The organism is Pseudomonas sp. MS646 (genome assembly GCF_036693845.1).
Taxonomy (GTDB): Bacteria; Pseudomonadota; Gammaproteobacteria; order Pseudomonadales; family Pseudomonadaceae; genus Aquipseudomonas; species Aquipseudomonas chlororaphis_E.
This window is the reverse complement of sequence record NZ_CP144763.1, coordinates 3,264,657-3,287,099: the sequence shown is the minus strand read 5'-3', so window position 1 is coordinate 3,287,099 and position 22,443 is coordinate 3,264,657. Positions and strand designations below refer to the sequence as shown.

Below are 22,443 nucleotides of genomic sequence, written 5' to 3'. Positions count from 1 at the left end.
GGCGCGTTATTTCACGGCGCCGAAAGACAAACCGCGCACCAGCTGTTTCTGGCTGATCCAGCCGAAAATCAGGATCGGCGCGCAGGCGAGGGTCGAGACGGCGGACAATTTGGCCCAGAACAGCCCTTCGGGACTGGAGTACGAGGCGATCAGCGCCGTCAGCGGCGCGGCTTTGGACGATGTCAGGTTCAGTGACCAGAACGCCTCGTTCCAGCACAGGATCAGCGAGAGCAGCACGGTGGACGCCAGGCCACCCTTGGCGATCGGCAACAGCACGCGCACCATCTCCTGCCACAGCGTGGCCCCGTCCAGGCGGGCGGCTTCGAGGATGTCGCGGGGAATGTCCTTGAAGTAGGTGTAGATCATCCAGACCACGATCGGCAGGTTGATCAGCGTGTAGATGGCGATCAGCGCGATCCGCGTGTCCAGCAGGCCAAAGCTCTTGGCCAGCAGGTAGATGGGCATCAGCACGCCCACCGGAGGCAGCATCTTGGTGGATAGCATCCACAGCAACGTGCCTTTGGTGCGTTGGGTTTCGTAGAACGCCATGGAGTAGGCCGCCGGCACCGCGATCAGCAGGCACAGAGCGGTGGCGCTGAAGGAAATGACCACCGAGTTCCAGGCGAAGCTGATGTAGTTGCTGCGCTCGTTGATGTGCAGGTAGTTCTCCAGCGTCGGCGTAAAGATGAACTGCGGCGGCGTGGCGAACGCATCGATTTCGGTCTTGAAGCTTGTCAGCACCATCCAGAAGATCGGAAAGAAGATCACGATGGCGATGGCCCACGCCAGCGTACCCAGCAGCAGGCTTTGCAGGCGGCGCGATTGTTGAAGTGTCATGGTGGCGGCCTCAATGCTTGTCGGTGAGGTTTTTGCCAATCATCCGCACCAGGATGATGGCGGCGATGTTGGCGATGACCACGGCAATCAGGCCACCGGCCGACGCCATGCCGACGTCGAACTGCACCAGCGCCTGGTTGTAGATCAGGTAGGCGAGGTTGGTGGAGGCGTAGCCCGGGCCACCGTTGGTGGTGGTGAAGATCTCGGCGAACACCGACAGCAGGAAAATCGTCTCGATCATCAGCACCACGGCGATCGGCCGGGCCAGGTGCGGCAGGGTCAGGTGCCAGAAAATCGCGATCGGGCCGGCACCGTCCAGCCGTGCAGCTTCTTTCTGTTCCTGGTCGAGGGACTGCATGGCGGTCATCAGGATCAGGATCGCGAAGGGCAGCCATTGCCAGCTCACAATGATGATGATCGACAACAACGGGTAGTGGGCGAGCCAGTCCACCGGTTGTGCGCCGAACAGTTTCCACACGGCGGCGAGAATTCCCGAAACCGGGTGGAAAATCAGGTTCTTCCAGATCAGCGCGCCGACGGTGGGCATGATGAAGAATGGTGAGATCAGCAGCACGCGCACGATGCCGCGACCGAAAAACTCGCTGGCCTCCAGCAACGCGCTGATCAATACCCCGAGCACGATACTGATCAGCAGCACGCTGCCCACCAGCAACAGGGTATTGGTGGCGCCGGGCATGAACCCCGAGTCGGTCAGGAAGTAAGTGAAGTTCTCCAGCCCGACGAACTCGTTCTCGCCGGGATAGAGCAGGTTGTAGCGGATCATCGAGAAGTAGACGGTCATGCCCAGCGGCACGATCATCCACAGCAGCAACAGGGCCACCGATGGGCTGACCAGGAACCAGCCAGGGTTCGCCAGGCGGATCTTGCGCGCCGGCGGGGCAACCCCGATGGGCGCCTTGGTGGTTGTCGTCGAAGTATTCATGGCATTGGACCGATGTGTGCAGGCGAATGAATATCCCTGAATGTGGGGGCCGTCCCGTGTGGGAGCGAGCTTGCTCGCGATAGCGTCCTGACAGTCGATATCAAGGTGGCTGTCACACCGCCATCGCGAGCAAGCTCGCTCCCACACGGGAACTCCTACAAAACAATGAAAGCAGCGTGGTTACTTGGGATAACCGGCGCGTTTCATCTCGCGTTCGGTGGTCGATTGCGCGGCGGTCAGCGCCTGGTCCACGCTCTGCTGGCCGGTCAGCGCGCCAGAGAAGAATTTGCCCACCTGGGTGCCGATCGCCTGGAACTCAGGAATGGTCACCAACTGGATGCCGATGTAAGGCACCGGTTTGAGAGTTGGCGCTTTCGGGTCGGCGACTTTCAGCGATTCCAGCGTTACCTTGGCAAACGGCGCCGCCTTCATGTACTCGTCGCTGTAGGTCGAAGTACGAGTGCCTGGCGGAACGTTGGCGATGCCGTCGGTCTTGGCGACGAGTTGGCTGTATTGCTTGGAAGTTGCCCAGGTGGTGAAGACCTTGGCCGCGTCCTTGGCCTTGGAACTGGTGGGGATCGCCAGCGACCAGGAGTACATCCACGAGGTGCCCTTGTCGGTTTTTTCGTGGGGAGCGAAGGTGAAGCCGACGTGATCGGCGACCTTGCTCTGGGTCTTGTCGGTCACGAACGAGCCGGCGACGCTGGCGTCGACCCAGATCGCGCACTTGCCGCTGTTGAACAGCGCCAGGTTTTCGTTGAAACCGTTGCTGGACGCGCCCGGCGGGCCGGATTTCTTCATGTTGCTGACGTAGAAGTTCAGCGCATCCTTCCATTCGGGGCCATTGAATTCAGGTTGCCACTTTTCGTCGAACCAGCGCGCGCCGAAACCATTGGCCAGGGTGGTGATCAGGGCCATGTTCTCGCCCCAACCGGCTTTGCCCCGTAGGCACAGGCCGTACTGTTCCTTGGATTTGTCAGTGAGCTTTTCGGCGAATTCACCGATCTGGGTCCAGGTCGGGTGTTCGGGCATGGTCAGCCCGGCGTCCTTGAACAGGTCGGTGCGGTAATAGGTGATCGAGCTCTCGGCATAGAACGGCAGGGCGTACAGCGAGCCTTTGACGGACAAACCGTCACGCACGGAAGGGAAGACGTCGTCCAGATCGTAGGATGCCGGCAGGTCCTTCATCGGCTCCAGCCAGCCCTTGGCGCCCCAGAGTGCGGCTTCGTACATGCCGATGGTCAGCACGTCGAACTGGCCGCCCTGGGTGGCGATGTCGGTGGTCAGGCGCTGGCGCAGGACGTTTTCTTCGAGCACCACCCAATTCAACTGGATATCCGGGTGCTCGGCCTCGAAGGTCTTCGAGAGCTTCTGCATGCGGATCATGTCGCTGTTGTTGACGGTGGCAATGGTGAGGGTCTGTGCGCCGAAACTGACGCTGCTGAGGGTCATGCAGGTGGAGACAAGCAGAGCTTTTACCGAAGGTTTCATCGCGCACTCCTTTTCCGCGCCAGGGGCTGCAGAAGGACAGTTATTGTTTTTGTGTCTTCCGGATGAAGGGAAGAATGTGCGCTGATTACAGCCCGCCCTGCACGGCGTGACAAATCATCCGTCGCACTTGTGCTGATACTTTTTTGCACTGTAAAGAAAAAGCCAAGTGAGAAGGTTTACCTGTGGCGAGGGGATTTATCCCCGTTGGGTCGCGCAGCGGCCCCAGGGTGTTTGCCGTTGCGGCGTATCAGTTGGAATGAGAGAGGGCCGCTTCGCAGCCCAGCGGGGATAAATCCCCTCGCCACAGAAGGAAGGGGGCGATGCAAAAAAAGTCTCAGCCCAGGTTCTGCTCGGTCAAACGTTGCACCGCCAGGCGCCGGTAATGGGACGGGGTCATGCCCTTGAGCTGCTGGAAGCGCCGGTTGAAGTTGGAAATGTTGTTGAAGCCCGATTCAAAGCATACGTCTGTGACCGGTTTGTCGCCGTCGGCCAGTAGTTCACAGGATTTACTGATGCGCAGGCGATTGACGAATTCGATGAAACACCGGCCCGTAGCCTGCTTGAACACGCGACTGAAGTAAGTCGGCTTCATGCCCAGGTGCTCGGCGACTTCTTCCAGGGACAGTTCCCGGGCGTAGTGGGCAAAGATGTAGTCGACCGCGCGGTTGGTGCGGTCGATGCTGTGCTCGTCTGCCGGTTGCGAGGCGGTGGAGCCGGAAAGCAACTGGTAGTCGTCGGTGCCTGCCAGCAGCTCCATCAGGATGAAGAAATGCCCCAGGCGGCTCATGCCCTGGGCGTCGGCGATGCGCTGCATCAGGATCATGGCCTGGCGAATGGTGCGCTTGCAGCGGAACTCGATGCCGTACTGGGCTCGCTCCAACAGCGGCGCGACGGTCTTGAGCTCGGCAAAGACCTGGTGGCCGCTTTCGAACAGCTCGTCGGTGAAATTCACCAGCATGTCGCGCTTGGGCACCACTTCGTCCTCGGCCACCTGGCTGATCCAGTTGTGGGGCAGGTTAGGGCCGGTGAGAAACAGCGACTGCGGGTAGAAGTTGCCGATGTAGTCGCCGATGAACACCTTGCCGGAACTGGCGACGATCAGGTGCAGCTCGTATTCCTTGTGGAAATGCCAGCGCACCAGCGGGCACGGGAAACCGTGCTGGCGGTAGATGATGGACAGCCCGTTATGGTCATCCATCAACTCATAGGAAGGGTCGGTGACTCTCGCTGTTCGGGTCATGGGCCTGGCGCTTTTGTTGTTATCGCCGCTGGATAATGCCCCCTTCGTACGGCGGGTGCCAGCCCGGAGCCGATGTTGCGCCTCAGCCGTTGCGATTTTTTTCCTCGATCCACTGGGCCATGTACTGAGTGCTCTTGTGCTGGTGATGGCGCAGCATGCTGCCGGTAAAATTGTCGCGGCGTCGTTGCGCCAACTGCGCTCGGCAGGCCTCGATGCTTTCGATCAGCGCCGGGCCGTGCACCTGTTTGCGGTAGCGGTCCTGCAACAGGGCGAAGCCGGCGTCCCGGGCCTGGGTCCAGCGTGCCTGGTCGCGGTACAACTGCACCGCCGCATTGGCGATGGCCTCGGCGCTGTGGGCGATCACGCCGGGCCAGGGGTTCTCGCCCTGCATGGCCTCGGCGCCGATGGGGGTGGTGACATTCGGCGTGCCGCAGAGCATGGCGTCGATCAATTTGCCCTTGATGCCCGCGCCGAAGCGCAGGGGGGCCAGGCAGATGCGGGCGGCAGACATGACCTGCAAGGCATCTTCGGCCCAGTTCATGATGTGAAAGCCTTGCGCCGGGTTGTGCAGCGCGGCGGCCTTGGGCGGGGTGTAGGCACCGTACAAGTGCAGTTGCGCCGTCGGCAGTTGTTGGCGGATCAACGGCCAGATGGCGTTTTTCATCCACAGCACCGCATCCCAGTTCGGCGCATGGCGGAAGTTGCCGATGCTGAGAAAGTGCGCCCGGTCTTCGAACGGCACGGGCACCTCACTGGACAGGTCGAGCATCAGCGGGCACCAATGCAGCAGGCTGCGAGGCAGCTTGAAGTGTTCCACCAACAGTTCGATTTCGACCTCGGACACCATCAGGTTGAGGTCACAGCGGTACAGGGCGGCGATTTCTCGCTTGGCCAGGTCGGTGTCGGCCATCCGTTCGAACTCCTCACGCAGGGCCGGGGCGAACAGATCGCTGAAGTCCTGGGCGGTGTCGTCGACTTTCAGGCGATCCTTGAGGCGTTGATGACGGGCGTGGCGCAGGCTTTGCAGATCGGACGTCTCCAGCACGCGTACGGCGGTGGGGCAGTGCTTCTCCACCCGCCAGCCGAACTGCTCTTCCATCAGGAACTGGTCGAACAGGACGATATCGGGCGCCAGTTCGCGGATGAAGGTATCGAAACTGCTGCTATTGAGTTCGATCGGCTCCTCGCGGATGCCCAGGGCGGCGAGGTCGGCGCGGTGTTCGCCAAAACCGGCGGGGCTGCTGAAGGTGATGTCCCAGCCCTGGCCGAGGAAGGTTTCCAGGATCTGCATGACGTGCCCGCTGGCAGCCGATGAGCGTGGCTCTGGCCAGACATAGCCGATAACCAGGACTTTGGTGGCGGTGGGGTGACGCATGGGCGGGCGCTTCCTTGGATCGAATCAGGCGCCGTCGGCGCGCGGGGCGCCGATAGTGACCAAGATTACGCCCGGGCTCAAGAAAGAATGCCTTGGACCTTGTCGCGCAACTGATCGATGGAAAACGGCTTGCCGATCACCGCCATGCCCTCGGGTACGTCGATGCTCTCGGCATAGCCGCTGGCAAACAGGATCGCCAGCCCGGGGCGCACCAGCCTGGCCTGCTTGGCCAGTTCCCGGCCGTCCATCACCGGCAGGCCCACGTCGGTCATCATCAGCGCGATGGGCTGCTGCTCGTTGCGCAAAAATTCCAGCGCCTGGTCACAGCCATCTGCCTCCAGCACCCGGTACTCCAGCTCTTCCAGCACATCGACGATCAGCATCCGTACAATGTCATCGTCCTCGACGACCAGAATGGTGGGTGGGGTGGCGGGAACAGGGGTGGACATATCGGCATTCTCGAAAAAAGGGACGGGTGGGGCATCAATATGATTCGCCTCATGCATCAGTAAGTGGCGAGGTGGCACAAGTTCCCGGAGTTGTACAAGAAAGGATCTATAGTACAAGAGCTGACAAGGATAGTCGCTTCTTCGCTGCAAGGCAGACTGCCTGTGGGAATTGCGCCTTTGACTTGTCGGAAAATGTGGAATCAGCCGGTATTTTTCGGGCAAACTCCACGCTTTTCAACTGTCCACCAAGGCCTATTCCATGACCCTTCCGTCTTCGGTCGACGAGCAGAGTTTTCGTAAACTCCTGAGCCGCAACATCAGCCTGCCACTGGGCATCGGCGCCCTCAGCGCGGTGTTTTTCGTCGTGCTGATCACCTACCTGCTGTCGGTGATCCAGTGGGTCGGCCACACTGACCGGGTGATCAACAATGCCAACGAAGCCATCAAACTGAGCGTGGACCTGGAAACCGGCATGCGCGGTTACCTGTTGAGCGGCGACGAGCATTTCCTCGACCCCTATGAAGTGGCCAAGCCACAGATTTCAGCGGCACTCGATACATTGCTGGAATTGACAGCCGACAACCCGATCCAGACTGACCGCCTGCACCGGGTCCAGGCACTCCAGACGGAATGGGCCGGCTACGCCCAGAGCATGATCGACCTGCAACGCAGCAGCGGCGATTACCGCGGCGCAGTCAAGGCCGGGCGCGGCAAGCGCTTGACGGACGAAATCCGCAAGACCTTCGAGGACATCGTCGAGACCGAACAGCAGTTGCGCGCCGAACGCAACGAGCGGGTACGGGCCACCACCGTCTGGAGCATCGCCCTGTACCTGGTGTTCGTCGCGCTGGTCAGCGGCCTGCTGGCGTACATCGGCCGTCGGGACCTGCTGGGGCTGTCCAACAGCTACAGTGCCAGCCTGAAAGTCCAGCAACAAAGCGCCGCGCACCTGGAAAAACTCGCCTGGCTGCGCAACGGCCAGACTCAGTTGGCCGAGCAGGTCCTGGGACAACTGACGCTCAACCTGCTGGGGCGCAACATCCTGCAGTTCTTTGCCCAGTACCTGGACACGGCCGTGGCGGCGATCTACGTGCGCGAAGAAAGCGGCCTCCTGAGGCGCGTCTCGACCTATGGCATGTCCCAGGATGAAGAACAGCAGCGCCAGGTCATCGAGGCCGGTGAAGGCATCGCCGGCCAGGCGGTGCAGCAAGGACGCCTGATCCGCCTGGATGAAGTGCCCGATGACTACCTGAAGGTCAGCTCCGGCTTGGGCCAGGGGTTGCCCAACAGTGTGCTGGTGGTCCCGACCAGCGACGATGGACGGATCAACGGCGTCATCGAGCTGGGCTTCCTGCGCCCGCTCGGCGAACGCGACATCGAGTTGCTGGAGCGAGTGGCCGGCAATGTCGGCACGTCCATCGAGGCCGCGCGTTATCGCCAGCGCTTGCAGGAAGTGCTGGCCGAAACCCAACAGTTGAACGAAGAGTTGCAAGTCCAGCAGGAAGAACTCAAGACCGCCAACGAAGAACTGGAGGAGCAGTCGCGCATCCTCAAGGAATCCCAGGCGCATCTGGAGGCCCAGCAACAGGAGCTGGAGCAGACCAACGAGCAGTTGGCCGAGCAACGCGACGCCATGGACCAGAAGAACAACGAGCTGAACCAGGCCCAGGTCCAGTTGCAGGAGCGCGCCGAAGAGTTGCAGCGTTCGAGCAAGTACAAGTCCGAGTTCCTTGCCAACATGTCCCACGAGCTGCGTACGCCGCTCAACAGCTCGCTGATTCTGTCCAAGCTGCTGGCGGAAAACCCGCAGCACAACCTCACCGAGGAACAGGTCAAGTTCGCCGAGTCGATCTATTCCGCCGGCAATGATCTGCTGAACCTGATCAACGACATTCTCGACATCTCCAAGGTCGAGGCCGGCAAGCTCGAAGTGCGTCCGGAAAACACCAGCGTGCCGCGCCTGGTCGAAGGGCTGCGGGAAATGTTCAAGCCCCTGGCGGCGGACAAGGGCCTGGCGTTCGAGGTGCAGTTGCTGCCGGACGCACCGCCGATGCTGTACACCGACCGCCAGCGCCTGGAGCAAGTGATCAAGAACCTGTTGTCCAACGCGGTGAAATTCACCGAGCACGGCGAAGTCTCGCTCACTGTGGCCGGTCAACCGGGCTCCGGCATTGCCTTCATCGTGCGCGATTCCGGCATCGGCATTGCGGCTGACCAGCAGCAGATCATCTTCGAGGCCTTCCGCCAGGCGGACGGCACCACCAATCGGCGCTATGGCGGCACCGGCCTGGGCTTGTCGATTTCCCGGGACCTGGCGGCCATGCTGGGCGGTTCGATTTCGGTTTCCAGCGAGCCGGGGCAGGGCAGCGTGTTTACCCTGGTACTGCCGGAGCGCTATGTCGAGGCTGGCGAGCAACCGGTCGCGCCGCGCACATTCACCCCGACGACCACGGCACCCGTGGTGCCCAAGCCGGCGCCGGCTGCGCTGATTGCCGACGTGGAGACGCCCATTGCCCAGTTCGCCGATGATCGGGACAATGCGCCGTTCGACAGCCGTTGCATCCTGGTGATCGAGGACGAGCCCAAGTTCGCCCGGATCCTGTTCGACCTCGCCCACGAACTCGGTTATCAGTGCCTGGTGGCCCACGGTGCCGACGAAGGGTTCGACCTGGCGTCACGGCTGAGCCCCGACGCGATCCTGCTGGACATGCGTCTGCCGGATCATTCCGGGTTGACGGTGTTGCAGCGCCTCAAGGAACAGGCCGGCACCCGGCACATCCCGGTGCACGTGATTTCCGTCGAGGACCGCGTCGAGGCCGCGATGCACATGGGCGCCATCGGCTATGCGGTCAAGCCGACCACGCGCGAAGAGCTCAAGGACGTGTTCGCCCGCCTGGAAGCCAAGCTCACGCAGAAGGTCAAGCGGGTCTTGCTGGTGGAAGACGACGACCTGCAACGCGACAGCATTACCCGCCTGATCGGCGACGATGACATTGAGATCACCGCCGTTGGCCTGGCCCAGCAAGCCCTGGACCTGCTGCGCGACAACGTCTATGACTGCATGATCATCGACCTCAAGTTGCCGGACATGCTCGGCAACGACCTGCTCAAGCGCATGTCCACCGAGGACATCTGTTCATTCCCGCCAGTGATCGTCTACACCGGTCGCAACCTGACCCGCGACGAAGAGGCCGAGCTGCGCAAGTATTCGCGCTCGATCATCATCAAGGGCGCCCGTTCGCCGGAGCGGCTGCTGGATGAGGTCACACTTTTTCTGCACAAAGTCGAATCCCGGTTGTCCCATGAACGGCAGCGGATGCTCCAGACCGCCCGCAGCCGTGACAAGGTATTCGAGGGCCGCAAGGTGCTGCTGGTGGACGACGATGTGCGCAACATTTTCGCCCTGACCAGCGCCCTGGAGGCCAAGGGAGCGATCGTGGTCATCGGCCGCAACGGTCTTGAGGCGATCGAGCGACTGAACGAAGTCGACGACATCGACCTGGTGTTGATGGACGTGATGATGCCGGAAATGGACGGATTCGAAGCCACCGCGCTGATCCGCAAGGACCCCCGCTGGCGCAAGTTGCCGATCATTGCCGTGACGGCCAAGGCCATGAAGGATGATCAGGAGCGCTGCCTGGCGGCGGGCTCCAACGATTACCTGGCCAAACCGATCGATCTGGATCGTCTGTTCTCGCTGATTCGCGTGTGGTTGCCGAATATGGAAAGAATTTAGTGGAACGAGACTCAGACATTGAATTGCGCTTGTTGATCGACGCGATCTACTTCAAGTACAGCTACGATTTCCGCGATTATTCCGGCGCTTCCATCAAGCGCCGGGTCCTCCACGCGCTGACCCAATTCGAATGCAAGACCATCTCGGCGTTGCAGGAGCGCGTGCTGCACGACCCGGGGGCGTTCATGCAGTTGCTGCAGCTGCTGACGATCCCTGTCAGCGAGATGTTTCGCGACCCGACGCATTTCCTGGCGATCCGCGAGGAAGTCGTGCCCCTGCTTCGGACGTACCCCTCGATCAAGATCTGGATCGCCGGGTGCAGCACGGGGGAGGAGGTCTATTCCATGGCGATCCTGCTGCGCGAGGAAGGCCTGCTGGATCGCACGCTCATCTACGCCACCGACATCAACCCGCGTTCGCTGGAAAAGGCCAAGCAGGGCATCTTTTCATTGGAAAACGTGCGCAGCTATACCCAGAATTACCAGCGGGCCGGGGGACGCTGCTCGTTTGCCGATTACTACACCGCGGCCTACGATTACGCGATGTTCGACAAGACCCTGTGCCAGAACGTGACCTTTGCCGATCACAGCCTGGCGACCGACAGTGTTTTTTCAGAAACTCAATTAATTTCTTGTCGTAACGTATTGATATATTTCAATAAAAAATTGCAAGATCGCGCATTTGGACTGTTTCACGAATCCCTGTGCCACCGTGGTTTCCTGGTCTTGGGCAGTAAGGAAACGCTGGATTTCTCGACCTACGGCAACGCATTCGAGCCGTTGGTCAAACCGGAACGGATCTATCGCAAGTTATGAACGAGACGATGGACAGACCCAAGTTTCCCATCGAGGCGATTGTCGTTGGCGCCTCCGCCGGTGGTGTCGAAGCGTTGCTCAAGGTGTTCGGACACCTGCGCAAGGGCTTCGGCTTGCCGATCCTGGTGGTGCTGCATTTGCCCGATGAGCGCGACAGCCAGTTGGCCCAGGTATTCGGCCACCGTCTCGCGGTTCCGGTCGAGGAGGCCCGGGACAAGCAGGACATCGTGCCCGGCACCCTCTATGTCGCCACGCCCGGTTATCACTTGTCGGTCGAGGCCGACCGCAGCCTGTCGTTGAGCCTCGAAGCGCCGGTGCACCATTCCCGACCGTCCATTGACGTGTTGTTCGAGTCGGCCGCCGATGTCTACGGCCGGCATCTGCTGGCGGTGGTCCTGACCGGTGCCAACAGCGACGGCGCCAAGGGCCTGGCGAAGGTTCGCGAGCTGGGAGGCTACACGGTGGTGCAGGATCCCCGCGAAGCCCAGGTCGCGACCATGCCCGAAGCGGCGCTGGCCCTGCACGAGCCCGATCATATTCTTACTTTGCAAGCCATCGGCCAGTTGCTGGCCGGGCTGGAATGAACCACATGCCAAGAGATATTCAAGCCAAACTGCTGATCGTCGACGATCTGCCGGAGAATCTGTTGGCCCTGGAAGCGTTGATCAAGGGCGACGACCGCGAGGTCTTCAAGGCTCTCTCGGCGGACGGCGCGCTGTCCCTGCTGCTGCAGCATGACTTTGCCCTGGCCATCATCGACGTACAAATGCCGGACATGAACGGTTTCGAACTGGCCGAGCTGATGCGCGGCACGGAAAAGACCCGCAGCATCCCGATCATCTTCGTCAGCGCCGCCGGTCGTGAACGCAACTATGCGTTCACCGGCTACGAGAACGGTGCCGTCGACTTCCTGCACAAGCCGCTGGACACCCATGCCGTCAAAAGCAAGGTCAGTGTGTTCGTCGAGCTCTACCGCCAGCGCAAGGCCATGAAGGAGCAGGTGATCGCCCTTGAGCAGAGCCGCCGGGAGCAGGAGGCGTTGCTGCAGCAGCTGCAGGTCACCCGCGGCGAGCTGGAGCAGGCGGTGCGCATGCGTGACGATTTCATGTCCATCGTTGCCCACGAGGTTCGCACGCCCCTCAATGGGCTGATCCTGGAGACCCAACTGCGCAAGATGCACCTGGCCCGGGACAATGCCGCAGCCTTCACCCTGGACAAGGTGCGCGCCATGGTCGAGCGCGACGAGCGCCAGATCAAGAGCCTGATCCGGTTGATCGAAGACATGCTGGACGTGTCACGGATTCGCACCGGCAAGTTGTCGATCCGACCTTCGCGCATGAACCTCACGGCGCTGGTGGAAAACCTGGTGCGCAACTTCCAGCCGCAGATCGCGATTGCCGAGTGCTCGCTGATTTGCACGGCTGACCCGGCGGTGGAAGGGTTCTGGGATGAGTTCCGGATCGAGCAGGTGGTGTCGAACCTGCTGACCAATGCGCTGCGCTACGGCGGCAAGGGCCCGATCGAAGTGCGGGTCTACCAGACCCCCGAGCACGCGTGTGTCGAGGTCCAGGACCATGGCATTGGCATCAGCGAGGAAAACCAGCGGCGCATCTTCCAGCAATTCGAGCGGGTCTCTTCGAAGGCGGTCACCGCCGGCCTGGGACTGGGGCTGTTCATTTCCGAGCAGATTGTGACGGCCCATGGGGGTACCATTACGGTCAATAGTCGCCTCAATGAAGGGGCGTTGTTTCGTGTTTCCCTGCCTCTTCAGAAAGTTGTCGGACAAACGCAACCTCTGAGTGACCCCAGGGTCGTATCAGCAGCTATTGATCGAACAAAGGCTTCTCATGAGTGAAGATGCGCAAGATGTTGTACTGATCGTCGAAGACGACCCGTCGATCCTGATGGTGCTGTCGGCTTACCTGTCGGGCGAGGGATACCGCGTGCTGGAGGCCGAGGACGGTGCGCGGGCGTTCGAGATCCTGGCGAGCAAGCCGCACCTGGACATGATGATCACCGATTTCCGCCTGCCGGGCGGGATCTCCGGGGTGCAGATTGCCGAGCCGGCCGTCAAGCTGCGCCCGGAATTGAAGGTCATTTTTATCAGCGGCTACGCCCAGGAAGTACGCGACACCGACAGCCCCATCACCCGCAAGGCACCGATCCTGGAAAAACCCTTCGACCTGGACGTGTTGCAAGACATGATGCAGTCGATGCTGTCCTGAGAAACCGGGGGCAGGGCGGTTGACCGTAAGCCCATCCGGGAAGGATGGGCTGCCTTTGCGGTCTCGCAAGCGCAGCCCAGCGGGAGCAAGCTCCCTCGCCACGAGTCGCCACGAAGCCGTTAGGCTCAGCCTCCGATCATTTCCTGCACCTTTGCCGTCAACAGGTCGAATGTGAACGGCTTGGTGATCATCTGCATGCCGGGGTCGAGGAAGCCGCCCCGTACCGCTGCGTGTTCGGCGTAGCCGGTGATGAACAGCACGCGCAGGTCGGGGCGGATCTGCCGGCCGATTTCCGCAAGTTGCCGGCCGTTCATGCCGGGCAGGCCGACGTCGCTGATCAGCAGGTCGATGCGCTGGCCTGACTGCAGGATCGGCACCGCCTCATTGGCGTCTGCCGCTTCGACGAAGGCATAGCCCAGTTCGCTGAGCACGGTACTGACCAGCACCCGCACCGCGGAATCGTCCTCGACGATCAGTACGGTTTCGCCATCCTGTGCGTACGGCGGATGCTGGGCGGCGACCTGGGGTTCGTGGATTTCTTCGCCGACAAAACGCGGCAGGTACAGGGTCACGGTGGTGCCTTCGCCCACCGTGCTGTCGATGGCCACGTGACCGCGCGACTGCTTGCTGAAGCCATAGATCATCGACAGCCCGAGCCCGGTGCCCTGGCCGATCGGCTTGGTGGTGAAGAACGGATCGAACGCGCGGTTCATCACTGCTTCAGGCATGCCGCAGCCGGTGTCCTGCACACTCAGCACCACGTAGTCGCCAGGTTTGAGGTTGCTGTAGGCGTCGGTAAAGGTCGTGTCCAGGTGCTGATTGGAGGTCCGCACCACCAGGTTGCCGCCATCCGGCATTGCGTCCCGGGCGTTGAGCACGAGGTTGAGCAGGGCGCTTTCCAGTTGGTTGGGGTCCGCCTCGGCGACCCAGAGCTGGTCGTCCAGTTGCATGTCCAGGCGAATGCTCTCGTTGAGGCTACGTTGCAGCAGCTCCCCCATGGACAGCACCAGGGTGTTCATCTGCACGGCCTTGGAGTCCAGCGACTGGCGGCGTGAGAAGGCCAGCAGTCGGTGGGTCAGGCCGGCGGCGCGGTTGGCCGATGTCACCCCCAGGTCGATCAGGCTGTCCAGGTCTTCGGTGCGCCCCCGGGCCAGGCGTCGGCGCAACAGTTCCAGGCTGCCGATGATCCCGGTCAGCATGTTGTTGAAGTCGTGGGCGATGCCCCCCGTCAACTGGCCGACGGCCTCCATTTTCTGGGATTGGCGCAAGGCCTCTTCATTGTGGCGAAGCTGCGCGGTACGTTCTTCCACCTGTTGTTCGAGGGTTTCGAGGGTGGTCTGGAGCCGCTGTTCGCTGTTGCTCAGGTCGATCAGGCGGTCCCGGGCGTCATATTGCCTTCGGCGGCCACGCAGGGCCGTGGTCACCAGGCTGACCAGGGTCACCGGATGGAACGGCCGTTCGAGGAAGGTCACGTTGCCCAGTTGCGCGCCAATGCGCGCCGCAGGGTTCTGTTCGGGGCCTCCGTGATGGGTCAGCAGGACGATGGGCAGGTCGGACCAGGCCGGTTGCTGCTCGATGTGCAGGAACAATGCCTCCAGGTCAGGCCCCATCAGGGCTTCCGAGGAAATCACCAGCAGCCCGGCGCCATGCGCCAGTTCTTCGCACAGGTGGCCCAGGTGCCGACAGATGAGGCCGCCAAAACCGGCTTCATTGAGAATCATCAGGGCGATCTGGCTGTCCCGTCCCAGCGGAGCGAGAATCAACGCCCGCTCCGACACGGGCTCGACTGACGTCACTGTGATTCATCCTTGAGCAACGGATTATCCGCTCCCATGTAGGTCGGTACCCCACGCAATACGCCCTGGAACGCTTCCAGCGGCTCGCCGATGGTCATGCCCCTGCTGCTGATGCGGTATTCGCGGATGGTCGATTCATGGGTGCCGGTGCGTTTCTTGATGATGGAAATGGCCCGGCGGACCTTGCCCAGGGCTTCGAAATAACGCAACAGAATCACCGTGTCGGCCAGGTAAGTGATGTCCACCGGGGCCTGCATGTCACCGACCAGGCCATGTTGGGCCACGGTCATGAATGTAGCGGCGCCCTTGCGGTTGAGGTAGAGCAACAGCTCGTGCATGTGCAGCACCAGGGCGTTCTCTTCCGGCATCGCGGCCTGGTAGCCGTTGATGCTGTCGATGACCACGGTCTTGATGTCGCCGGCATCGACGCAACGTCGTACCCGGTGGGAGAACTCGCCGGGAGACAGTTCGGCGGCGTCTACCTGCTCGATCAGCAGGTTGCCAGTGTCCTGAAGGGCCTGCAGATCAATGCCAAGGTTTCTCATGCGCTCGAACAACAGGCCGAGTTCTTCGTCGAAAATGAACAGCGCAGCCTTTTCCCCTCGTTGTACGGCCGCAGCGGCGAAGATCAGCGCGATCAACGACTTGCCCGTACCGGCAGGGCCCAGTATCAGCGTGCTCGAACCGGTTTCGATGCCTCCGCCCAGCAGTGCGTCCATTTCGGCGATGCCGCTGGACAACTGCAGGCGCTGGTAGGTACCCCGGTGCTCGGCGGCCACCAGGCGCGGGAACACATGCACGCCATCGCCCATGATGGTGAAGTCGTGGAACCCGCCGCGGTACTTCTGCCCACGATACTTCACGATCCGGATGCGTCGACGTTCGGCGCCGTAGGTGGGCGTCAGTTCTTCCAGGCGGATCACCCCATGGGCGACGCTGTGCACGGTCTTGTCCAGCGATTCGGTGGTGAGGTCGTCGAGCAATAGCACGGTGGCGTCGTAGCGCACGAAATAATGCTTGATGGCCAGGATCTGGCGGCGATAACGCAGCGAACTCTGCGCCAGCAAGCGGATCTCCGACAGGCTGTCGAGCACCACGCGGCTGGGTTTGACCCGCTCGACCACTTCGAAGATTTGCCGGGTCGCTTCCCCCAGTTCGAGGTCAGAGGAATACAGCAGGCTTTGCTGGTGCTCGGCGTTAAGCAGGCTTTCAGGGGGCGTCAGCTCGAAGATGTGCACGTTTTCATCGATCGTCCACCCGTGGGACGCCGCGCCTTGGCGCAATTCACGCTCGGTTTCCGACAGCGTGATGTACAGCGAGCGCTCGCCGGCTTGGGCGCCAGCCAGCAAAAATTGCAACGCGACCGTGGTCTTGCCGGTTCCCGGTTCCCCCTCCAGCAGGAACACGTGACTGCGGGACAAGCCACCGGAAAGGATGTCGTCCAGCCCTTCGATACCGGTGGCGGCTTTGGCACTGATCAACTCGTTGGATGTAGACAAAAAATGCCCTCTCATGACTAGGGATGTGGCAGCAGGCCTCGCGGGGCCTGAAAATGAGCTGCCTGAATACTTGACCTTGGGGGGTGATGGCGGTTCCGCTTCCTTTGACAAAACGAGCGTTGCTGCACAACTTCGCAGGTAACGTCCGCACCGCCGTTGCGATGGCTAGAGCCCTTGCTGCAAGGCCGGGTCGTCCGGGTTGAGCTGTTCGAGTTTGGCCAGCAGGATCTGCACGTTCTGCAGTTGTCCGCTCTCCTTCCAGTAATTGATCAGCAATACCCGCGCCTTGCGATTGGCCGGGTGGCGCTGGACGATCTCCTGGAGCTGTTTCTGCGCGGCCTCCAGTTCCTGCTCGGCATGCAACGTGGTCGCCAGGTCATAACGGTAAGTGCTGTTGTCAGGCTCAAGCTCCACGGCTTTCGAGAGGCCGAGCACCGCGTATTCGCTTTGGCCGTGATGCAACAGCCACAGGCCCAAGGCATGTTGCAGATAAGCCGAGTCCGGCTGGGTTTGCAACTGGCGAGCCAGCAGTTGTCGCGCCGCTTCGCCCTGGCCTTGCTTGTCCAGCACTTCGATCTGCATGACCAGCGCCGGCAAATTGTCCGGTTGCAGCTTTAACGCCTGTTCCAGCGCTTGCTGGGCCTTTTTCAACTCGGCGTTGTGCAGGTGCAGTCGGGCGAGCTGGTAGTGGGATTCGGCGCTTGGCGGGCCGTCTTCGAGCACCTGTTCCCAGGTGTCGATCGCCAGTTGCATGGCGCCGAAGTACAAGCCCAGCTCGTCGGGCGACAAGCCCAGGAGGGCGTTCACGGCGGCAAAGCGCACTTGCTGGTCGTTGTCATCGAGCAGGGGGCCCAGCAGCAGGCTGCGTTGGCCGGTCGGCACCAGGCCGACGATGCTGCCGATGGCGGCGCGGCGCACTGGCGGCGATTCGCTGTGCAGGTCTGCATCGGCGAGCTTCAGGGCTTGGGGGCTGGGGTAGTTCGGCAGCTCGGCGTGCAGCCAGACCCGACGCTTGGGCGAAAGGTCCGGGCGGCCCAGTTGCTGGTAAAGCATCCGCGCCGCCCCCGGTTGCCCGTTGCGCGCCTGTTCCAGGGCTTCGCTGTAACCGCGCTTGACGGCTTCGGGAATCTGGGGGGTGGTGCTACGGAGCCAGATCGCGACCAGACCGATCACGAGCAGGGCGGACAGGCTCAGAAGCCAATAGCGGCGAGACGGGGACATGCAGGTAATCCATAACCGTGAAACATGAAATGTCGCAAGCTTCGGTCAGGCCGGGCTTTGAGTCAAACCTTGTAATGGTTTCTGTAGGGAAGCCTTGCTTGCGAAGGCGGCCTCTCCAATCCCCGGGCAAAAAAAGCCCCGCGTCCGAATGAGAGGCGGGGCAAGGCAATTGGTTGGTTGCGGCCAACCAAAGGAGCTCGGTTACAAAGGGGCTCAGTTGCTGGCGACGGTCTCCGGTTGCCAGCCACCACCGAGGGCCTTGTAGATCGCGACGATGCCGCGGTACAGGTCGACTTCGGCCTGGGCCTGGGTGTCTTCGGCGGCCAGGCGTTCGCGCTGGGCGTCGAGCAGCACGAGGAAGTCCACGGTGCCTTCGCGGTAGCGGATTTCGGCCAGGTCGGCGGCGGCACGGCTCGATTCACTCTGGCGGATCAGCGAGATCAGCCGTTGCTGGCGCTTGCCGTAGTCGCTGAAGGCGTTTTCCGATTCTTCCAGGGCCAGCAGCACTTGCTGCTCGTAGGTCGCCAGGGCGCCGTCAGCTTCGGCGTTGGCACCGCGCAGGCGTGCCCGTACGCTGCCCAGGTCGAAGGCTGCCCAGGTAATGCTCGGGCCCAGTGCCCAAGCGTTGGCGGCCGAGGAGCCGATCTGCGAGCCGCGCCCGGCGGTAAAGCCGAGGAAGCCGCTCAGGCTGACCCGTGGGAACAAGTCGGCCTTGGCCACCCCGATGCGCGCCGTGGCAGCGGCCAACTGGCGTTCGGCACTGAGAATGTCCGGACGTCGTTGCAGCAGCTCACCCGGATCGCCGATCGGCAGTGCCTTGGCAATCGCCGGCAACTGCTTGGGACTCAGGTCCACGCTCAGCCTGTCCGGGCGCTCGCCCAGCAACGTGGCGATGCGGTTGCGCTGGCGCACCTGTTCGGCCTGCAGTTGGGGCACGCTGGCTTCCACCGAGGCCAGGCGCGCATCGGCGCGCACCACATCCAGTTGGTCGCCGACGCCGGCATCGCGCAGGCTTTCAGTGATCTTGCGCGAGTCCTGCTGGTTCTTCAGGTTCGCCAGGGCGATTTTTTCCCGCAGTTGCGCACCCCGCAGTTGACCGTAGGCGTCCACCAGCTCGGCGATCATCGTCACCTGCAATTGGTAGAGGTCAGCCTCGGCCGCCTGCTGGTCGGCGTCGGTGGCTTCCAGGTTACGCTGGATGCGCCCGAACAGGTCCAGTTCCCAGGCCATGTCCAGGCCCAGGTCGTAGCGCTCGGTGTTGACCCGATCGGTGGTCTGTCCGGGAATCTGGCCCTTGCCCAGGTCGCTACTGGCGCGACTGGTGATGGTCGGCATGGCGTCATTGCTGGCGTCGTCGCGGATCGCCCGCGCGGCCCGCAGACGGGCGAAGGCCACGCGCAACTCGCGGTTGCCTTCCAGCGAACGAGTGACCAGCGCATTGAGCGTCGGGTCTTCGAACTGCTGCCACCAGACGCCTTCGAAACGGGCGCGGTCGAAGTTTTTCTGGCCGGCGGCACCGTCGGTGGCGGTGGTGATGTTCGCCGCCTCCGTGTGCGGGGCCTGGTAGTCCGGGCCCACGGCACAGGCACTGAGTGCCAGGACCAGCAAGCTCGGCACGAATGCTTTCAAACTCATTGTTGCGCCTCCAGTTTCAAGACCCGGGCGGCCTTGCGGGCCTCGCTGCGCTCGACGAAGTTACGGATCAGTACATAGAACACTGGGGTCAGCAGCAGGCCGAAGAAGGTCACGCCGAGCATCCCCGAGAACACCGCGACACCCATGGCATGGCGCATTTCCGCACCGGCGCCGCTGGAGAACACCAGGGGCACCACGCCCATGACGAAGGCGAAGGAGGTCATCAGGATCGGCCGCAGACGCAGGCGGCACGCTTCCAGGACCGCTGCCAGCGGGTTCATGCCTTCGAGCTGTTTATCCTTGGCGAACTCGACGATCAGGATCGCGTTCTTGCAGGCAAGCCCCACCAGTACGATCAAGCCGATCTGGGTAAAGATGTTGTTGTCGCCGCCGGAGACGATCACCCCGGTGATGGCCGACAGCAGGGTCATCGGTACGATCAGGATCACCGCCAGCGGCAGGCTCCAGCTTTCGTACTGCGCCGCGAGCACCAGGAACGCCAGCAGTACGCAGAGCGGGAACACGAACAGCGCGGTGTTGCCCGAGAGGATCTGCTGGTACGTCAGGTCGGTCCACTCGTAGGTCATGCCGTTGGGCAGTTCGTCCTTGAGCAGCTTCTCGATGGCTTTCTCGGCCTGGCCGGAGCTGTAGCCCGGGGCGGCGGCACCGTTGATTTCAGCGGTGATGAAGCCGTTGTAGTGCATCACGCGGTCAGGGCCCGAGGTGTCGCTGACCTTGATGAAGGTCGCCAGCGGGATCATCTCGCCACGGTTGTTGCGCACCTTGAGCTGGCCGATCTGGTCGGCTTCGAGGCGGAACTGCTGCTCGGCCTGGACGTTGACCTGGTAGGTGCGGCCGAAGCGGTTGAAGTCGTTGGCATACAGCGAACCCAGGTAGATCTGCAGGGTGTCGAAGATGTCGCTGACGGCCACGCCGTGGGTCTTGGCCTTTTCACGGTCGATGGCGGCATCGACCTGGGGCACGTTCACCGTGTAGCTGGTGAACAGACCGGCCAGTTCCGGCACGCTGCGGCTCTTGGTGATGATGTTCATGGTTTCTTTATAAAGCTCGTCGTAGCCCAGGTTGCCCCGGTCTTCGATTTGCAGGCGGAAACCACCGATCGTCCCCAGGCCTTGTACCGGTGGCGGCGGGAAGATCGCCATGTAGGCTTCCTGGATCCCGGCGAACTGGCCGTTCAAGGCCCCGGCAATGGCACCGGCCGATTGGCTCGGGTCCTTGCGCTCGTCGAAGGGCTTGAGGGTCACGAACACGATGCCGGCGTTCGGGCTGTTGGTGAAGCCGTTGATCGACAGGCCAGGGAAGGCCACCGCGCTTTCCACGCCCGGTTGCTTGAGGGCCAGGTCGGACATGCGCTTGATCACGTCTTCGGTACGGTCCAGGCTCGCGGCGTCAGGCAATTGGGCAAAGGCCACCAGGTATTGCTTGTCCTGGCCGGGCACGAAGCCGGTCGGGGTGGTGGAGAAACCGAAGAAGGTCAACACCATCAGGCCCGCATAGAGCACCAGGGCGATGCCGCTACTGCGAATCACTCGAGCGACGGTGCCCACATAACCATGGCTGGCGCGCTCGAAGAAACGGTTGAACGGACGGAACAGCCAGCCACCAAAGAGCTTGTCGAGGAACTTGGAGAAACGGTCCTTGGGCGCGTCATGGCCTTTGAGCAATACCGCAGCCAGGGCTGGCGACAGGGTCAGGGAGTTGACTGCCGAAATCACCGTGGAAATCGCGATGGTCAACGCAAACTGCTTATAGAACTGCCCGGTCAAGCCACTGATGAATGCCGCCGGTACGAATACCGCGCACAGCACCAGGGCCGTGGCGATGATTGGCCCGGTCACTTCGCCCATCGCCTTTTTGGTCGCTTCTACAGGGGCCAGGCCCAACTCGATGTTCCGCTCGACGTTCTCCACCACCACGATCGCGTCGTCCACCACGATACCGATGGCCAATACCAGACCGAACAGCGAGAGGGCGTTCAGCGAGAAGCCGAATAGATGCATCACGGCGAACGTACCGATCAGCGAGACCGGCACCGCCACCAACGGAATGATCGAGGCGCGCCAGGTCTGCAGGAACAGGATCACCACCAGCACTACAAGGATCAGTGCTTCGAACAAGGTGTGGACCACCGCTTCGATGGAGCCGCGCACGAAGATCGTCGGGTCATAGACGATGCTGTAGTCCATGCCGGCCGGGAAGCCCTTCTTCAGTTCGTCCATCTTGGCGCGAACGTCGTTGGAGATCTGGATGGCGTTGGAACCGGGACGTTGGAAGATCGGAATCGCCACCGCCGGCTGGTTGTCCAGCAGCGAACGCAGGGCGTATTGGCTGGAGCCCAACTCGACCCGGGCGATGTCCTTCAGGCGCGTGATCTCGCCGTTGGCGCCGGAACGAATGATGATGTTCTCGAACTCTTCCTCGCTTACCAGGCGACCCTGGGTGTTGATCGAGAGCTGGAAGGCCTGGGCATTCGGCGCCGGTGGCGCACCCAGGGCACCGGCGGCCACTTGGCGGTTCTGTTCACGGATCGCGGTGACCACATCGGTGGCGGTCAGGTTGCGCGAGGCGGTCTTGTTCGGGTCCAGCCAGACCCGCAGGGAGTAGTCGCCCATGCCGAACAACTGCACATCACCCACGCCACCCAGGCGCGCCAGCTCGTCCTTGATGTTGAGCAGGGCGTAGTTGGACAGGTAGAGCATGTCGTAGCGTTTGTCCGGCGAGGTCAAGTGCACGACCATGGTCAAGTCGGGCGAGGCCTTGTCCACCGTGATGCCGATCCGGGTCACTTCTTCCGGCAGCTTGGGCTCGGTCCGGGTGACGCGGTTCTGCACCTGCACCTGGGCGTTGTCCAGGTCGGTGCCCAGGGCGAAGGTGATGGTCAGGGTGATCTTGCCGTCAGCGGTCGATTGCGAGGACATGTACAGCATGTTTTCGACACCGGTGATGGCTTGTTCCAGGGGCGCGGCCACGGTTTCGCCGATGACCTTGGGGTTGGCGCCGGGGAAGTTGGCGCGGACCACGACGGTCGGCGGCACCACTTCGGGGTATTCGCTGATCGGCAATTGGAACAGCGAGATGGCGCCGGCGATCAGGATCAGCAGCGAGAGCACCGCTGCGAAGATCGGCCGCGAAATGAAGAACTGGGAAAATTTCATCTGGA

Annotated in this window: 16 protein-coding genes; 5 read left to right on the top strand and 11 right to left on the bottom strand. The window is 62.0% G+C overall.

The window, feature by feature from the left end; genetic code table 11:
- Positions 1 to 6 precede the first annotated feature (6 nt).
- The 6 genes from V3H56_RS14460 to V3H56_RS14435 form a co-directional block, all read right to left on the bottom strand.
- Positions 7 to 837: a carbohydrate ABC transporter permease gene (locus V3H56_RS14460; RefSeq protein ID WP_042732678.1), complete on the bottom strand. Its 831-nt coding sequence runs from the start codon at positions 835 to 837 to the stop codon at positions 7 to 9.
- A gap of 10 nt (positions 838 to 847) precedes the next feature.
- Entirely contained in the window at positions 848 to 1,780 is a 933-nt protein-coding gene (locus tag V3H56_RS14455; RefSeq protein WP_042732677.1) for a sugar ABC transporter permease, read from the bottom strand.
- 180 nt (positions 1,781 to 1,960) lie between these two features.
- A complete protein-coding gene (locus V3H56_RS14450) occupies positions 1,961 to 3,271 on the bottom strand; it encodes a sugar ABC transporter substrate-binding protein (protein ID WP_042732676.1) in 1,311 nt (436 codons plus the stop codon).
- A gap of 334 nt (positions 3,272 to 3,605) precedes the next feature.
- On the bottom strand, positions 3,606 to 4,511 hold the full coding sequence (locus V3H56_RS14445; protein WP_047738721.1) for an AraC family transcriptional regulator: 906 nt from the start codon (positions 4,509 to 4,511) through the stop codon (positions 3,606 to 3,608).
- Between the two features lie 82 nt (positions 4,512 to 4,593).
- Positions 4,594 to 5,886, bottom strand: coding sequence for a glycosyltransferase (locus V3H56_RS14440; protein ID WP_053145062.1), 1,293 nt, complete (start codon positions 5,884 to 5,886; stop codon positions 4,594 to 4,596).
- 77 nt (positions 5,887 to 5,963) lie between these two features.
- Positions 5,964 to 6,335 (bottom strand): response regulator, encoded by a 372-nt coding sequence (locus V3H56_RS14435; protein ID WP_042730901.1) that lies wholly within the window; start codon positions 6,333 to 6,335, stop codon positions 5,964 to 5,966.
- Positions 6,336 to 6,594: 259 nt separating this feature from the next.
- Between V3H56_RS14435 and V3H56_RS14430 the strand changes: the two genes are divergently transcribed.
- From V3H56_RS14430 to V3H56_RS14410, 5 genes are read left to right on the top strand one after another with little or no spacing between them, the layout of a single operon-like run.
- Positions 6,595 to 10,071: a response regulator gene (locus V3H56_RS14430; RefSeq protein ID WP_212802602.1), complete on the top strand. Its 3,477-nt coding sequence runs from the start codon at positions 6,595 to 6,597 to the stop codon at positions 10,069 to 10,071.
- The gene (locus V3H56_RS14425) at positions 10,071 to 10,886 is read left to right on the top strand and encodes a protein-glutamate O-methyltransferase CheR (protein WP_042730899.1); all 816 of its coding nucleotides are present in this window, start codon (positions 10,071 to 10,073) and stop codon (positions 10,884 to 10,886) included. Before V3H56_RS14430 ends, V3H56_RS14425 begins: the two co-directional genes overlap by 1 nt.
- Entirely contained in the window at positions 10,883 to 11,470 is a 588-nt protein-coding gene (locus V3H56_RS14420; protein ID WP_042730898.1) for a chemotaxis protein CheB, read from the top strand. Before V3H56_RS14425 ends, V3H56_RS14420 begins: the two co-directional genes overlap by 4 nt.
- Before the next feature lie 5 nt (positions 11,471 to 11,475).
- Complete coding sequence (locus V3H56_RS14415; protein WP_047738714.1) at positions 11,476 to 12,741, top strand: hybrid sensor histidine kinase/response regulator; 1,266 nt, start codon at positions 11,476 to 11,478, stop codon at positions 12,739 to 12,741.
- Positions 12,734 to 13,111, top strand: a complete 378-nt coding sequence (locus V3H56_RS14410) for a response regulator (RefSeq protein WP_042730896.1) — start codon at positions 12,734 to 12,736, stop codon at positions 13,109 to 13,111. Before V3H56_RS14415 ends, V3H56_RS14410 begins: the two co-directional genes overlap by 8 nt.
- A 125-nt stretch (positions 13,112 to 13,236) precedes the next feature.
- Here V3H56_RS14410 and V3H56_RS14405 read toward each other — a convergent pair whose 3' ends face one another.
- From V3H56_RS14405 to V3H56_RS14385, 5 genes are all read right to left on the bottom strand, one after another.
- Complete coding sequence (locus V3H56_RS14405) at positions 13,237 to 14,907, bottom strand: ATP-binding protein (protein WP_042730895.1); 1,671 nt, start codon at positions 14,905 to 14,907, stop codon at positions 13,237 to 13,239.
- On the bottom strand, positions 14,904 to 16,406 hold the full coding sequence (locus V3H56_RS14400; protein WP_047738712.1) for an ATPase domain-containing protein: 1,503 nt from the start codon (positions 16,404 to 16,406) through the stop codon (positions 14,904 to 14,906). Before V3H56_RS14400 ends, V3H56_RS14405 begins: the two co-directional genes overlap by 4 nt.
- Before the next feature lie 165 nt (positions 16,407 to 16,571).
- On the bottom strand, positions 16,572 to 17,627 hold the full coding sequence (locus V3H56_RS14395; protein WP_042730893.1) for a tetratricopeptide repeat protein: 1,056 nt from the start codon (positions 17,625 to 17,627) through the stop codon (positions 16,572 to 16,574).
- A gap of 213 nt (positions 17,628 to 17,840) precedes the next feature.
- Positions 17,841 to 19,262 carry a TolC family protein gene (locus V3H56_RS14390; RefSeq protein WP_042730130.1) on the bottom strand — a complete coding sequence of 474 codons (1,422 nt, stop codon included), beginning with the start codon at positions 19,260 to 19,262 and terminating at the stop codon, positions 17,841 to 17,843.
- Entirely contained in the window at positions 19,259 to 22,438 is a 3,180-nt protein-coding gene (locus V3H56_RS14385) for an efflux RND transporter permease subunit (protein ID WP_042730129.1), read from the bottom strand. Before V3H56_RS14385 ends, V3H56_RS14390 begins: the two co-directional genes overlap by 4 nt.
- Between the last annotated feature and the right edge of the window lie 5 nt (positions 22,439 to 22,443).